The 13804-nt window shown below is 64.3% G+C and carries 13 protein-coding genes and 1 riboswitch; of the genes, 12 read left to right on the plus strand and 1 reads right to left on the minus strand.

Annotation, left to right across the window (positions count from 1 at the left end; translation table 11 throughout):
* Positions 1-49: 49 nt before the first annotated feature.
* Complete coding sequence (locus G3O01_RS38615; RefSeq protein WP_205812553.1) at positions 50-622, minus strand: TMEM165/GDT1 family protein; 573 nt, start codon at positions 620-622, stop codon at positions 50-52.
* Between the two features lie 54 nt (positions 623-676).
* Positions 677-854, minus strand: a riboswitch (yybP-ykoY riboswitch).
* Positions 855-1377: 523 nt separating this feature from the next.
* On the opposite strand from G3O01_RS38615, the gene G3O01_RS38620 reads away from it, so the two are divergent.
* Genes G3O01_RS38620 through G3O01_RS38675 form a run of 12 tightly spaced genes read left to right on the plus strand, consistent with a single transcriptional unit; the run spans position 1378 to position 13791 of the window.
* Positions 1378-2085 (plus strand): beta-ketoacyl synthase chain length factor, encoded by a 708-nt coding sequence (locus G3O01_RS38620; RefSeq protein ID WP_205812554.1) that lies wholly within the window; start codon positions 1378-1380, stop codon positions 2083-2085.
* On the plus strand, positions 2069-2863 hold the full coding sequence (locus tag G3O01_RS38625; protein WP_205812556.1) for a lysophospholipid acyltransferase family protein: 795 nt from the start codon (positions 2069-2071) through the stop codon (positions 2861-2863). Before G3O01_RS38620 ends, G3O01_RS38625 begins: the two co-directional genes overlap by 17 nt.
* Positions 2844-3143, plus strand: a complete 300-nt coding sequence (locus G3O01_RS38630) for a phosphopantetheine-binding protein (RefSeq protein ID WP_012400100.1) — start codon at positions 2844-2846, stop codon at positions 3141-3143. The genes G3O01_RS38625 and G3O01_RS38630 overlap by 20 nt, the downstream gene beginning before the upstream one ends.
* 2 nt (positions 3144-3145) lie before the next feature.
* Entirely contained in the window at positions 3146-3397 is a 252-nt protein-coding gene (locus tag G3O01_RS38635) for an acyl carrier protein (protein WP_028369852.1), read from the plus strand.
* Positions 3397-4089 (plus strand): hypothetical protein, encoded by a 693-nt coding sequence (locus G3O01_RS38640; protein WP_205812558.1) that lies wholly within the window; start codon positions 3397-3399, stop codon positions 4087-4089. Before G3O01_RS38635 ends, G3O01_RS38640 begins: the two co-directional genes overlap by 1 nt.
* The gene (locus G3O01_RS38645; protein WP_205812560.1) at positions 4086-5774 is read left to right on the plus strand and encodes an AMP-binding protein; all 1689 of its coding nucleotides are present in this window, start codon (positions 4086-4088) and stop codon (positions 5772-5774) included. Before G3O01_RS38640 ends, G3O01_RS38645 begins: the two co-directional genes overlap by 4 nt.
* A complete protein-coding gene (locus tag G3O01_RS38650; protein WP_205812562.1) occupies positions 5771-7540 on the plus strand; it encodes a glycosyltransferase family 2 protein in 1770 nt (589 codons plus the stop codon). Before G3O01_RS38645 ends, G3O01_RS38650 begins: the two co-directional genes overlap by 4 nt.
* Entirely contained in the window at positions 7527-9116 is a 1590-nt protein-coding gene (locus G3O01_RS38655; protein WP_205812564.1) for an aromatic amino acid ammonia-lyase, read from the plus strand. Before G3O01_RS38650 ends, G3O01_RS38655 begins: the two co-directional genes overlap by 14 nt.
* Complete coding sequence (locus G3O01_RS38660; protein WP_205812566.1) at positions 9109-9546, plus strand: thioesterase family protein; 438 nt, start codon at positions 9109-9111, stop codon at positions 9544-9546. The genes G3O01_RS38655 and G3O01_RS38660 overlap by 8 nt, the downstream gene beginning before the upstream one ends.
* Positions 9534-10208: an outer membrane lipoprotein carrier protein LolA gene (locus G3O01_RS38665; protein WP_205812573.1), complete on the plus strand. Its 675-nt coding sequence runs from the start codon at positions 9534-9536 to the stop codon at positions 10206-10208. The genes G3O01_RS38660 and G3O01_RS38665 overlap by 13 nt, the downstream gene beginning before the upstream one ends.
* Positions 10208-12613, plus strand: coding sequence for an MMPL family transporter (locus G3O01_RS38670; RefSeq protein WP_205812631.1), 2406 nt, complete (start codon positions 10208-10210; stop codon positions 12611-12613). Before G3O01_RS38665 ends, G3O01_RS38670 begins: the two co-directional genes overlap by 1 nt.
* A complete protein-coding gene (locus tag G3O01_RS38675) occupies positions 12610-13791 on the plus strand; it encodes a beta-ketoacyl-[acyl-carrier-protein] synthase family protein (RefSeq protein ID WP_205812575.1) in 1182 nt (393 codons plus the stop codon). The genes G3O01_RS38670 and G3O01_RS38675 overlap by 4 nt, the downstream gene beginning before the upstream one ends.
* Positions 13792-13804 lie beyond the last annotated feature (13 nt).

Raw genomic sequence — 13804 nt, forward strand, 5'->3', positions numbered from 1 at the left:
GCGGCCGTTTTTCATTGCGCCAGCGATTGTCAAATGTCCTGACGGACGCTCAGACGCCGACGCCCATCAACGCGAGCGCGCCGAGCACCACGAACATCACCGCGGCGATACCGTGCACGAGTTTGGTCGGCAGCTTGTGCGCGAAGCGGTCGCCGAGCAGGATGGCCGGCACGTTCGCGATCATCATGCCGAGCGTCGTGCCCGCGACGACGCCGAAGAAATCGTGGAAGTGCGCGGCCAGCGCCACGGTCGCGATCTGCGTCTTGTCGCCCATTTCGGCGAGGAAGAAAGTCACCACGGTTGCGCCGAACACGCCGAAGTGCGTGCGGCTGGTATTGGCTTCTTCGTCGTCGAGTTTGTCGGGCACGAGAATCCACAAGCCCATGCCGATGAACGACGCCGCCAGCGCCCAGCGCATCACGGTCGGCGTGACGAGCGTGCCGAGCCACGCACCGAGCGCGCCCGCGCCAGCGTGATTGACGAGCGTCGCGACGAGCACGCCGAGAATGATAGGCAGCGGCTTGCGGTAGCGCGCAGCGAGGACGAGCGACAGCAGTTGCGTCTTGTCGCCAATTTCAGCGAGCGCGACGGCGCCGGTCGAGATCAGAAAGGCTTGTTCCACGATGTGATGAATCCCCGGGCCGAGATGTGTGCGAGCGACGACCCACAACGCGCCGGGCCCTAAAGCGGCGGTGATGGATCATCGGTCTCGCCAGGCCAGAGGCTGCGTCTGCCATGGCCGATCTGGCCAAGTCTGTTGACAGGCGCCCCCGCGAATCACGCGCGCTACGCTCGCCGGCCGTGGGCCGTTGCGCGGGCATGAAGCGGGGCGGCTACTCCCCAATGAGCGGCGGAGTATAGCACGCTGGCTTGCGCAAAAGCCTACATATCGCGTGACTTACGTTTGGTTTTCACGCTCCTGCAGCAGGTCGTTGCAAAACGGTGCCCGATTCTCGATTTTTAACGAATTCGTCGTGTGTTTCCAACGGTTTAAGGGTAGTAACAAACGGCTGTTGCAGGCATGTGGCGCAGGCGCTGCAAAGCCGGCCAAAGCCTGTCTGGACGGGCCTGACAAGGCTGGCGAAGGCTTTCGTCGCGTGCAAGAGACGGATACAGATGGATACGTCTTTTCTGGCTGATTTCGGCCAGAATGCTCTGTATCATTTCGGGCGGCCGAGGTAATGACCAGACGACAGCCCGTTTTGGCGTCCCGCCCCTAAATAATCACCGCTGCGTGCCGTTATTTGGGTGACTCCTTAAAATAAAAGTGGACTCACCGAACTGGCGTCGCGCCTCGCTCCGAGTAGCGCGCTTACGTGCTGTAGAAGGCGAGCGCGCCTCTGGCGTCAGCAGCCTTCACGCGCGAACACCACCGATATGCCCGATCTGCACTGGACCATTCCGGTTGCTCGCTGGTCTTCCTGGCCTGCCGTCGCAGCCGTCGCACCCGACATTGGCTTTATCGAGCCGATGGTGCGGCGTCGCCTGAGCACGCTGTCGCGCGTCGCGCTGAAAGTCGCGCACGACTGCGCCGCCGACCGGCCCAGCGTGCGGATCGTGTTCGCTTCGCGCCACGGCGAGCTGCGCCGTACTACCGACATCCTGCGCAACATCAGTGCTGGCGAGCCGGTTTCGCCCACGTCCTTCAGTCTTTCCGTGCTCAACGCGATGACGGGCGTGTTCGGTATTTCACGCGGCGACCGCACGGCGGCGAGCGCGCTGTCGGCGGGTGCGGAAACGCTCGGCTACGCATTGCTCGAAGCGCACGCGCAATACGCCACTGATACTTCCACGCCCGTGCTGCTCGTCTACGCCGACGAACCGGCCGATCCGGCCTACGGCACGATCGAAGAAGAAGTGCAGGGCGGCGCGCTGGCCATCCTGCTCGACGAAACGCCCATGGGCCGCCTGTCCTGCTCGCGCACGGCCATCCCGGCAGGCAGCGACGCCACGCCTGAAGCATCAGGCACTCTCTTTGCAACCCAGAGTCAGGCTGTACATCACTGCCTCGACACGCGCACGGCTGCGCAGTGGCGCGGCGAATCGGCGGTCTGGGAATGGAGCTGGGATGAAGGCGTGGCTTGACTACCATTGGCGCCTCGTGGCGACGGCGCTCGCGTTCACGGTGTTCGGCATCTGCGGACTCGGCTTTTCGCTGATCCTGTTTCCGCTCGCCTGGCTGTGGCCGCATCGCGCGACAAAACAACTGGCCATCACGGCCATCATTCACGCATTTTTCCGCGCGCTCGTTGCCGTACTGCAATGGGTCGGCGTGATGGAACTGGATGCGCACGGCGTTGCCGCGCTGCGTCGCAAGACCAGTGATCCGGCCATCGTCGTGGCGAACCATCCGACATGGCTCGACGTAATGGTGCTGCTGTCGCTGACGCCGCGCGCCTGCTGCGTGGTCAAGAGCGCGCACTGGGGCAATCCGTTTTTCTGGGGCGTGGTGCGCGCGGCTGAATACGTGAGCAATGCCGACCCGCTCGAACTCGTCGAAGCCGGCGCGCGTCAGCTTCAACGCGGCTACACCATGATCATCTTTCCGGAAGGCACGCGCAGCCCGGCGCGCAACCGGATGCATGCTTTCTCGCGCGGTTTCGCGCACATGGCGCTCAAGTCCGGTGCGCCAATTCTGCCCGTCCTGATGGACTGCGATCCGCCTGCCTTCACTAAAGGCATGCGCTGGTACAACGTGCCAGAGCGCGCGTTCCGCATGCGCGTCAACGTGCTCGAGCCACTTGGCGCGGATGCGTTCGCGGCACATGACGAACCGCCCGCGCTGGCCGCCCGCACGGTGACGAGCGCCATCGAAGCACACATTACACAGCACCTGTTCGACTATGGATTCTTTAAAGCTTGAAATCAAACAGCTTCTGATCGAAGCACTCGATCTGGAAGACCTGACGCCCGCCGATATCGACGACGATGCACCGTTGTTCGACACCGACGGCGTCGGCCTCGATTCGATCGATGCACTCGAGATCGGCATCGTGTTGCGCAAACACTATCAACTGACGATCGCGGCGAACGACGAACGCACGCGAGAGCACTTCCGCTCGATCAATACGCTTGCAGCGCTGGTGGCGAGCCAGCGCGAGCTTGCGCATGAATCGGGCGACACCACAAAGAAAGGGGAATGACCGTGACCGACACCGAGATCCTTGAGCGCATCCGCGCCATCTTCAAAGAGAACTTCGCGATCGAGCCCGAACGCGTGACGCCCGAAGCGCACCTGTTCGAAGAACTCGATCTGGACAGCATCGACGCCGTCGATCTCGCGATCAAGCTGCAGGAGATGACGGGCCGCCGGATCAAGCCGGAGGAGTTCAAGTCGGTGCGTACGGTCGGCGACGTGATCGTTGCCGTCGAATCGCTGCTTGCGGCGCAGGGCTGATGCACGCGCAACGTTCGCACGCGCCTGGCGCATCGGACGAAGGTCAGACGCCTGACGCAACGCAAGCCGCAACGCCTGTTGCAGACGGCGAGCGTCCGCGCAGCTGGGCGGGCTTCGCGCTCGGTGTGATTGCCAAGCTCGCGTATCCCGCTGTGATTCTCTGCGCGTGGTTCTGGGACGCACCGCGCTTCGTCGGTTGCCTGCTGTTCGCGCTGCTGTGGCTGCAGCGTTGCGCGGGCACGGGCGCGTTCGGCGCGTCGCTGCGCAGGCTCACGCGCGTCGACTGGGCGGTTGCGTTCATGTTGAGCGTCGCATCGGCGGCCATCGTGTGGACCAATAGCGAACTGTTGTTGCGCATTTATCCTTCGCTGGTCAATCTCGGCCTGCTGATCGCGTTCGGCGCCACGCTCGTGCGCGGCCCGACGATGATCGAAAAATTCGCGCGCATTGGCACGCCCAATCTGAGCGAGCCGGCGATCCGCCATACGCGCCGCGTGACACAGATCTGGTGTGCGTTCTTCCTCGCCAACGGCGTGTTCTCGCTTTACACCGCGCTGTACTGGCCGCGCGAAGCGTGGTCGCTTTATAACGGCGCGATTGCGTATGGCCTCGTGGGCTTGTTGCTGGTCGGCGAAATCGCGTGGCGTTATCTCGTGATCATGCCGCGCGTGCGGCGTTCGGAGGCGGCATGATCGCGCTGCACGATCTGCTGTCGTGCGATCGTGCGGGACACGTGCCCGTGTGCCGCGACGACGAAGCCAGCCAGACCATCGATTTCGCCGCGTTCCGCGCGCGCGTATTCGCGATCGCGCTGCAACTGCGCGAAGCGCAAGCGCGTCGCTACGCGCTGTGCATTGACGATCCGTTCGACTTCGCGTGTGCATTGTTTGCGCTCTTCGCGTGCGGCAAGACGCCCGTGATTCCGGCGAACGCCACACCCGGCTATCTCGCCGATCTCGCCGATGCATACGATGCCGTGCTGACGGACGCAGGCGTGCGCGCGTATGCCGCGACGCGTGTGTCTGTCGTAGCGGAGTTAAAGATCGACGCCGACGCGCCGCTCACGCTCTACACATCGGGCAGCAGCGGCACACCCAAGCCGATTCACAAGACACTCGCGCAGTTCAACGCCGAAGTGCACACGCTGGAGCGCGAGTGGGGCGAACTGCTCGGCGATGCGACGGTGCTCGCGAGCGTTCCGCATCATCACATCTATGGCCTGCTGTTCCGAGTGATGTGGCCGCTCTCGGCAGGGCGCGCGTTCGACCGCGCCGTGTGCATCGAACCGCAGCATGTGCAATCGCGCATCGAGCAATGTGGCGCGACCGTCGTCGTGTCGACACCCGCGCAACTGTCGCGCTGGCCAGCGTTGCCGGGCTTTGCAGCGCTGGCGCCTGTACCGCGCGCATTCTTTTCTTCGGGCGGACCGTTGTCGGCTGAAGCGGCTGATGAATACGCGACCGCCTTCGGCGCTGCGCCGATCGAAATCTACGGCAGCACGGAAACGGGCGGCATTGCGTGGCGTCGTCAGAACGAGACGTCTGCCTGGCGGCCGCTGAACGGCGTCGACGTGCGGCGTGGCGAAGACGGCGCGCTGAACGTGCGCTCGCCGCATCTCGGCCACGACGACTGGCATCGTACCGACGACGCCATCGCGTTCGACGACGATGGCCGCTTCCGTCTGCAAGGGCGCCTCGACCGCGTGATCAAGCTCGACGGCAAGCGCGTGTCGCTGCCCGAAGTCGAAGCGCGGCTCGCGTTGCATCCGTATGTCGCGCAGGCCGCTGTCGTGCCGCTTGCGGGTTCGTCGCGCGAACGCGTCGGCGCTGTGGTCGCGCTCAACGATGCCGGCAGCGCGGCGCTGCGCAATGACGGACGCGTTGCGCTCGCGAAGACCTTGCGCCGCCATCTCGCCGCGTATTTCGATGTGGTCGTGCTGCCGCGTCACTGGCGCTTTCGCATCGCGCTGCCGTTCGACGCACGCGGCAAGCTGCCCGTCGCCGCCGTCGCGGCTGCGTTCGAGCCGCGCATGGAAGGCTTCGAAGTGCTGTCCGAAGCGCGCAGCGGCGACGACGTGCATTACGAACTGCGCGTACCGCCCACGCTGGTCCACTTCGAAGGCCACTTTCCCGGCTTGCCGATTCTGCCCGGCGTCGTGCAACTCGACTGGGCGATTCGCCTGGCTGCGACGCACGTGACAGGTGTGCGCGATATCGAATCCGTCGATCGCCTGAAGTTCACCGCACCCGTGATGCCCGGCGCCGTGCTCGACCTGAAGCTCTCGCACGATGCCGCACGGCGGCGCGTGCAGTTCGCGTACCGCATCGAAGGTCGCGACAGTTCGTCGGGTGTGATCGTGTATCGGGAGCGCGTATGAGCGACGCAGGTTTCAACGCGTGCATCGTCATTCCGATCTACAACCACAAGGATGCGATCGGTGGCACGGTCGAACGTCTGATCGTGCACGGCCTGCCGATTTTCGTCGTCGACGACGGCAGCGATGATGCGACGCAAGCGGTGCTCGCGAAGCTCGCCTGCCAGCATCGCGAACAGATGACGCTGCTGCGCCTGCCCGTCAACGGCGGCAAGGGCGCAGCCGTGATGGCGGGGCTGCGCGCGGCGAAGCGGGCGGGCTACACGCACGCCTTGCAGATCGACGCCGACGGCCAGCACGACGCGAACGACGTGCCGCTCTTTCTCGCCGCCGCGCGCGCCGAACCGGGCGCGGTGATTCTCGGCCGCCCTGTGTACGACGAGAGCGTGCCGAAGTCGCGCCTCTATGGCCGCTATCTGACGCACGTGTGGGTGTGGATCGAAACACTGTCGTTCACGATCCGCGATTCGATGTGCGGCTTTCGCCTGTATCCGCTCGACGCCGCATGTGCGCTGATCGACAGCGTGCAGTTGCCGACGCGCATGGACTTCGACATCGAGATTCTCGTGCGTCTCTATTGGCGGCGTCTCGCGTTCCGCGCGATTCCGACGCGCGTCGTCTATGCGACGGATGGCGTGTCGCACTTCGATGTGCTGTGGGACAACGTGCGCATCAGCGCGAGCCATACGCGGCTCGTGTGCGGGATGCTGCTGCGTTCGCCGATGCTGCTTGCGCACAAGTTCATGCCGCGTAAATCGTCGGTTGCTTCGGCGGGCAACGACAACGCGAAGTGGTGGCGCATGGCCGAGCGCGGCAGCCGCCTTGGCATGACGCTGCTTGCGCTCAGTTGCAAGCTGTTCGGCATGCGCTTTACCGCGCTGTGGCTGCATCCCATCGTCGGGTATTTTCTGTTGACGGGACGCGATGCACGCTCCGCGTCGCGCACTTACTTCGCGCATCTGGAGCAGGCCGCGCAAGGCGAACCCACGCCGCGTCCAGGCTGGCGCTCTGCATACCGTCAGATGCTGGCGTTCGCGCAATCGGGTCTCGACAAACTCGCCGCGTGGTCGGGCCGCATCGATTCGAACGACGTGATCTTCGACGATTCGTCCGCGTTCGATGCGCTCGTCGCAAGCGGCCGAGGCGCGCTCGTGATCGGCGCGCATCTGGGCAACCTCGAAATGACGCGCGCGCTTGCGGCAAACGGCGGCCACGCGAAAGTCACGGCCATCGTCTACACCGAGCATGCGAAGCGCTTTAACAGCGTGCTTGCGACGTCGAACAGCGAGTTCGCGAAACGTCTCGTACAGGTCAGCGACTTCGGGCCGGAAACGTCGATGATGATGCAGGAGCGCATCGACGCGGGCGAGTTGCTGGTGATCGTCGGCGACCGCGTGCCTGCGCACGATTCGGGCCGCACGACCGACGCGCAATTTCTCGGCGCCACGGCGCCATTTGCGCAGGGGCCGTATGTGCTCGCGCATGCGCTCGGTTGCCCGGTGTATCTGTTCTTCTGCCTGAAAGAGCGCGACGAGCGCAATCGCGAACGCTATCGCCTGTATTTCGAGCCGTTCGCCGAGCGTATCGACCTGCCGCGCCGCGAACGCGCGCAGCATATCGCGGCATGGGCGCAGCGCTACGCGTCGCGCCTCGAACACTATTGCCGCAAGGCGCCTTATCAATGGTTCAATTTTTTCGATTTCTGGGCGCGTCCCCGAAAAACGATAACGGGTGGCATCCCACACGGAGACGCGAATGTCGGAACATGATCTGATCGACGATGCCCACGCCATGCGTACGGCAAAGCCGCGCGCGGTGGTGATCGGCGGTCGCAGGCTGTCGATCGAAGAGGTCGTCGCGATTGCGAAAGGGCGCGCGAACGTCGCGCTGAGCGGCGACCCGGCGTGGCGCTCGCGCATCCAGCGCGGCGCGGATTTTCTGCGGCGTCATCTCGCGGCGGGCGAAACGGTGTACGGCGTGAACACAGGCTATGGCGACGCATGCGTCGTCGATGTGCCGATGGAACTCGTCGAAGCGTTGCCGCTGCAACTGACGCGCTATCACGGCTGCGGCATGGGCGCGTATCTCGACGATGCACAGGCGCTTGCCGTGATCGCGGCACGTCTGAACTCGCTTGCGTATGGTTTTTCGGGCGTGCGCCCGGTGCTGCTCGAACGTCTCGCGGATCTGATCAATCATCGCGTGCTGCCTCGCATTCCGTCGGAAGGATCGGTCGGCGCGAGCGGCGATCTGACGCCGCTGTCGTATGTGGCAGCGGCGCTCGTCGGCGAACGCGACGTGATGTTCGACGGCACGTTGCGCGACGCCGCAGGCGTGTGGGCGCAACTCGGCCACACGCCGTTGACCCTCGCGCCGAAGGAAGGTCTCGCGCTGATGAACGGCACGGCAGTGATGACGGGCCTTGCATGTCTCGCATTCGCGCGCGCCGAACATCTCGCGCGCCTTGCCGCGCGTCTGACGGCGCTCTCGACGATTGCACTCGATGGCCGCGCCGCGCACTTCGACGCCATGATCTTCGAGGCGAAGCCGCACGCAGGGCAGGCGGAAGCCGCCGCATGGATTCGTGCGGACCTCGCGGGCCGCGACGATACGCCGGGCCATCGCTTGCAAGATCGTTATTCGATCCGTTGCGCGCCGCATGTGATCGGCGTGGCGGTCGATGCGCTGTCGTGGGTGCGCCGCGACGTCGAGAACGAACTGAACAGTGCGAACGACAATCCGCTGATCGACCCGGACGGCGAACGCGTGCTGCACGGCGGCAACTTCTACGGCGGCCACATTGCGTTCGCGATGGACGCGTTGAAAACCGCCGTCGCCAATCTCGCCGATCTGATGGATCGTCAGCTTGCGCTGATCGTCGACGACAAGTTCAACAATGGCTTGCCGCGCAACCTGTCGGGTGCGACCTCGGCGCGCGCGCCGATCAATCACGGCTTCAAGGCCGTGCAGATTTCGTCGTCGGCATGGACGGCGGAAGCGCTCAAGCACACGATGCCCGCGAGCGTGTTCTCGCGTTCGACGGAAGCGCACAATCAGGACAAGGTCAGCATGGGCACGATCGCCGCGCGCGACTGCCTGCGCGTGCTCGAACTGACGGAGCAGGTCGCGGCCGCGCATACGCTCGCCACCGTGCAGGCGCTCAAACTGCGTATGCGCATCAACGAAGCGACGCTCGTGCCGCAACCGCTGCACGCGTTCGCGCAGGAAGTCGCCGCGCTGTCGCCTTTCGTCGATGAAGACCGCGCGCTCGAAAGCGATCTGCGCGCGTTGACCGCGCGTATCGCCGATTGCGCACTGGTTGAAGGAGGCGCACATCATGAATGAGCGTGTTCCGCACCAGACGCTGAAGGCGAGCGCGATCGTCGAGGTGCCGTTTCATGATGTCGATGCGATGAACGTGTGCTGGCATGGCCATTATCTGAAGTACTTCGAGATCGGTCGCGCCGCGCTGTTGCGCGCGTTCGACTATGACTATCGTGAGATGCAGGCGTCGGGTTATCTGTGGCCGATCGTCGAGGCGCATCTGAAGTATGTCCGGCCCGCCACGTACGGTCAGAAAATCGACGTGCGCACGGAACTGCTCGAATACGAAAACCGCCTGAAAATAGGCTATGAAATCGTCGATTGCGCGACGGGTACGCGTTTGACGAAGGGCTACACGATCCAGGTCGCGATCGAAGCCGCTACGCAGGAAACGCAGTTCGTGTCGCCGCCCGTCGTGTTCGAAAAACTGGAGCGCGCATGGGCACGCTGACCGTTCGCGTTGCGTTGGCGACTGCGTTGCTTGCTGGCGTGGCGCTGAGTCCTTTTGCGACGGCGCAAGCTGCGACGCAGAGCCAGTCTCAGACGCAGAACGGCAACGCGGCGCTCGTGTCGCAAGTCGCCTCGCGTCTCGCGCAGGCCAAAGGCGTACGCGCGCAGTTCACGCAAACGCAGACGCTCTCTGCAATGAAGCAGCCTTTGGTGAGCACCGGCACGCTGGTGTTCTCCCGCGAGCGCGGCGTGATCTGGCGCGTCGATACGCCCTACAAGGCGACGTATGTGATTTCCGACGCGGGCGTCACCGAAGTCGATGCAAACGGCAAGCGTATCAATACGAAGAGTGCGCAAGGCGTGCGCGGCGTCGCGCAAGTGTCGAAGATGATGCGCGCGATGCTCGGCGGCGATCTGTCGGCGCTGTATTCGCAATTCGACGTGGACGCGCAGGGCACGCCTTCGCAATGGAAGCTGGAACTCAAACCGAACCAGCCGCAACTTGCGCAGTCGATCAAAGGCTTGCAGATGACGGGCGGCGAATTCCTGCAAACGCTGCGCATCACGCTGGCTAACGGCGACGTCACGCAGATCGAGTTCGCGAAGAGCGAAGCGATCAGCGAGCTCGCGCCCAACGAGCGCACGCTGCTAGGAGCACAATGATGCTGATGGCGCGACAGTGGACGAAGACGCAGTTGTGGGGCATCCGGGCCGCATGGCTCGTGCTCGCGCTCGTCGCGTCGCTGTACTGCGTGATGCGTTTTATGGGGCCGTCGCCGCTGGAGACGAATCTGCTCGCGCTGCTGCCCGCGACGGAAGCCGACCCCGTCGCTGAAAAAGCCGTCGATACGCTCGCCAACGCGCTCGGCGATCGCACGGTTTTTCTTATCACTGACAAGGACGATGAACGCGCGAAAGCCGCTGCGAAACAGTTCGGCGCAGCGCTGCAGAAAAGCGGTGCGTTCGCATCGGTGACGGCGGAGTTGCCGCCGTTCGACATGTCGCAGATCGGCGGCCTGTATATGCCGTATCGCTTCGGTCTGTTGACGCGCGACGACCGCGACGCCATCGCGAACAACACGGCCTCGCTGCACGACGCGCTGATGCAGCGCATCTACAACCCTGTACGCGGCCCGCTTGCTACCCAACTCGCCGACGATCCATTCGGCTGGCTCGAACATTTTCTGAGCGGCTTGCCGCTCGCGACATCGAATCTCGATCTCGAAGACAACATGCTCGTCGCGCATCGCGGCGACAACACGAGTGTGCTGGTGGTCACGACGCTGCCAGGTTCCGCGTATGAATCGCAGACGCAGCGCGCGGTGTTGTCGGCGGCTGCACAAGCGGAAGCGTCGTTGAAATCGCGCTATCCCGATGCCAGCGTCGCGCGTACGGGTGCTATGTTTTACGCGGAATCGGCGCGCAGCGCGTCCGAACGCGAAGTGCATCTGATCGGCATCGCGTCCGCATGCGGCATCGCGCTGCTGATGCTGTGGGTATTCCGTTCGCCGCGCCTGCTGCTGTTCGGTTTCGTATCGACGACGCTCGGCATCGTTTGCGCGCTTGCCGTCACGATGCTCGTCTTCGGCAAGCTGCATCTGCTGACGCTCGTGTTCGGTGCGAGTCTGATCGGCGAAGCCGTCGATTATTCGATTCAATACTTCGTCGTCTATCTCGGCGCACAGCGTGGCTGGAACGCGCAGCAAGGCGCACGCTCGGTTCGGCCGGCGTTGAGCGTCGCGCTGGCGACGAGCCTGCTCGGCTACGCGATCCTCGCGTGGGTGCCGTTTCCGGCGCTCAAGCAGATCGCCTGCTTTGCGATCGTCGGCATCTGCACGGCGTTTGCGTCGGTGCTGTGGCTGCTGCCGGTGCTGCTCGTCAAGGGGCCGAAGCATGCGCAGCGGCGTCTGTTCCTGCGCGCGGCGACGCTGCTCATGCGCTGGCATGCAACCATAGGCGGACGGCGCGCGTGGATCGTCGCGGGTCTGCTCGTGATCGTGTCGATTCCCGGCTGGCTGCGCCTCACGAGCGACGACGATATTCATTTGCTGATCCAGCGCGATCCCGCGCTCGTCGCGCAGGAAGATCAGGTGCGCAACGCGATTGGCGTCGATAACACCGCGCAGTTCTTCGTCGTGCGCGGCGTGTCGCAGGAAGTCGTCTTGCAGCGCGCTGAAGCGCTCGGCGCGAAACTCGATGCGTTGAGCGGCGCGCAGTCCGTGAACGGTTGGCAGTCGGTCACGCAGTTCGTGCCGTCGGCGCAACGCCAGGCCGATGCGCGCACCGTGCTTGCAAAACACGTATTCAATGATCCGACTGCGCTGCGTTCGATGCTGCTGCAAGCGGGCTTTCGCGACGAAGTCGCCGACGCGTGGCTCGCCTCTTACGCGAAGTCGAATGCAGCGCCGCTCACGGTCGAGCGTTGGCTCGCCGCGCCGTGGTCGCAGCCGTATCGTCATCTGTGGCTCGGTGCCGTCGATGCGCGCGGCGAGCATGGCTATGCAGCCATCGTGATTCCGCAGCGCGTGACGCCGCAAAACGTCGCCACGCTGATTAATACCGCGCATTCGGTAGAAGGCGCCGCATTCGTCGACAAGGCCGCGAGCGTGTCAAAGCTGTTCGGTGCGTATCGCGTCGACAGCGGCATCTGGCTCGCCGGCGCGCTCGCGCTCGTGCTGGTTTTGCTGATGGTGCGCTACAGGCCGCGCGGCGGCATCGCGACGACGCTGCCCGTCCTGCTCGCGATCGGCGTGACGCTCGCGGCGTTCGGCTACGCGCGCGTGCCGCTCAATCTGTTCAACTGCCTCGCGCTGATGCTGGTGCTTGGCGTCGGCGCAAACTATGCGGTATTTCTGCGCGAAGGGTGTCTGCGCGATTACGCCGATCTCGGCGCAGTATGGACGGGCGTGCTGCTGTCGGCGGCGACCACGCTGCTGTCGTTCGGCATGCTGGCTTTAAGCGCAATGCCTGCATTGAAAAGTTTTGGCGCCACGCTGGCGCTCGGCATTCTCGTATCGGTGCTGCTTGCACCGATCGGCATGCCGTCTGCAACAAGGAGAGTCGCATGACGTTGCCACCCGTTTATCTGCATGCGCTCGGCATGGTCAATGCGCTCGGCGGCGATGTCGATTCGATCGTGCCCGCGCTGAACGCCGCGCAATCGCCCGGCATGGGGCTGATGCATACGGGCATCGGCGATGCGTACGTCGGCCGCGTGTCGACGCCGCTCGACATCGCGCCGCCCGCCGCGCTCAAGCGCTTCGATTGCCGCAACAACCGCATGTTGCTGGCGGCGCTCGAACAGATCCGCCCCGTGATCGAGGCGGCGCGTGAGCGTTACGGCTCGCATCGCATCGGCATCGTGCTCGGTACGAGCACGTCGGGCATAGATGCCGCGGAAGTCGCGTTCGTTCATCAGGCGCAAGCGGGCGAATTGCCCGACGACTTCAACTACCGGCAGATGGAGATCGGCACGGCTGCGCCGTTCGCGGCCGCCGCGCTGAACGTGCAGGGGCCGGCGTTCACGATTTCGACGGCTTGCACGTCGAGCGCTAAAGCATTCGTGTCCGCCCGCCGTTTACTGCAACTGGGTATATGCGACGCGATGATCGTCGGCGGCGTCGATACGCTGTGCGAGCTGACGGTGCAGGGCTTCGCGTCGCTCGAGTCGACGAGCGTCACGCGCACCAATCCGATGAGCCGCAACCGCAACGGCATCAACGTCGGTGAGGGCGCAACCGTCTTCCTGATGACGCGCGACGAAGCGCAAGTGCGTCTTGCTGGCGCAGGTGAATCGAGCGATGCGCACCACGTATCCGCGCCGGATCCGCAAGGCGTGGGTGGCGAGCTTGCGTTGCGCGCGGCGCTGAAGGACGCGGGCGTTGAATCGTCGGCGATTGCGTATGTGAATCTGCACGCGACGGCCACGCGCAAGAACGACGACATGGAAGCGCATCTGATGTCGCGCGTATTCGCGGACGGTGTGCCCGTGAGTGGCACGAAGCCGCTCACCGGGCATCAACTCGGGGCGGCGGGCGCGACGGAACTGGGCTTCGCGTGGCTCACGCTGGCGCGCGATGACGTCGCGTTGCCGCGTCATCAATGGGATGGCGAAGCGGACCCGGCATTGCCCACGCTCGATCTCGTACATGACGAGCGGCGCATTCCGCGCGACGGCGCGCAATACGTGATGAGCAACTCGTTTGCGTTCGGCGGCAGCAACGTCAGTCTGATACTGGCGCGCTGAACCAGACGGACGC

This window comes from Burkholderia sp. Ac-20365, from assembly GCF_017104715.1.
Classification (GTDB): Bacteria; Pseudomonadota; Gammaproteobacteria; order Burkholderiales; family Burkholderiaceae; genus Paraburkholderia.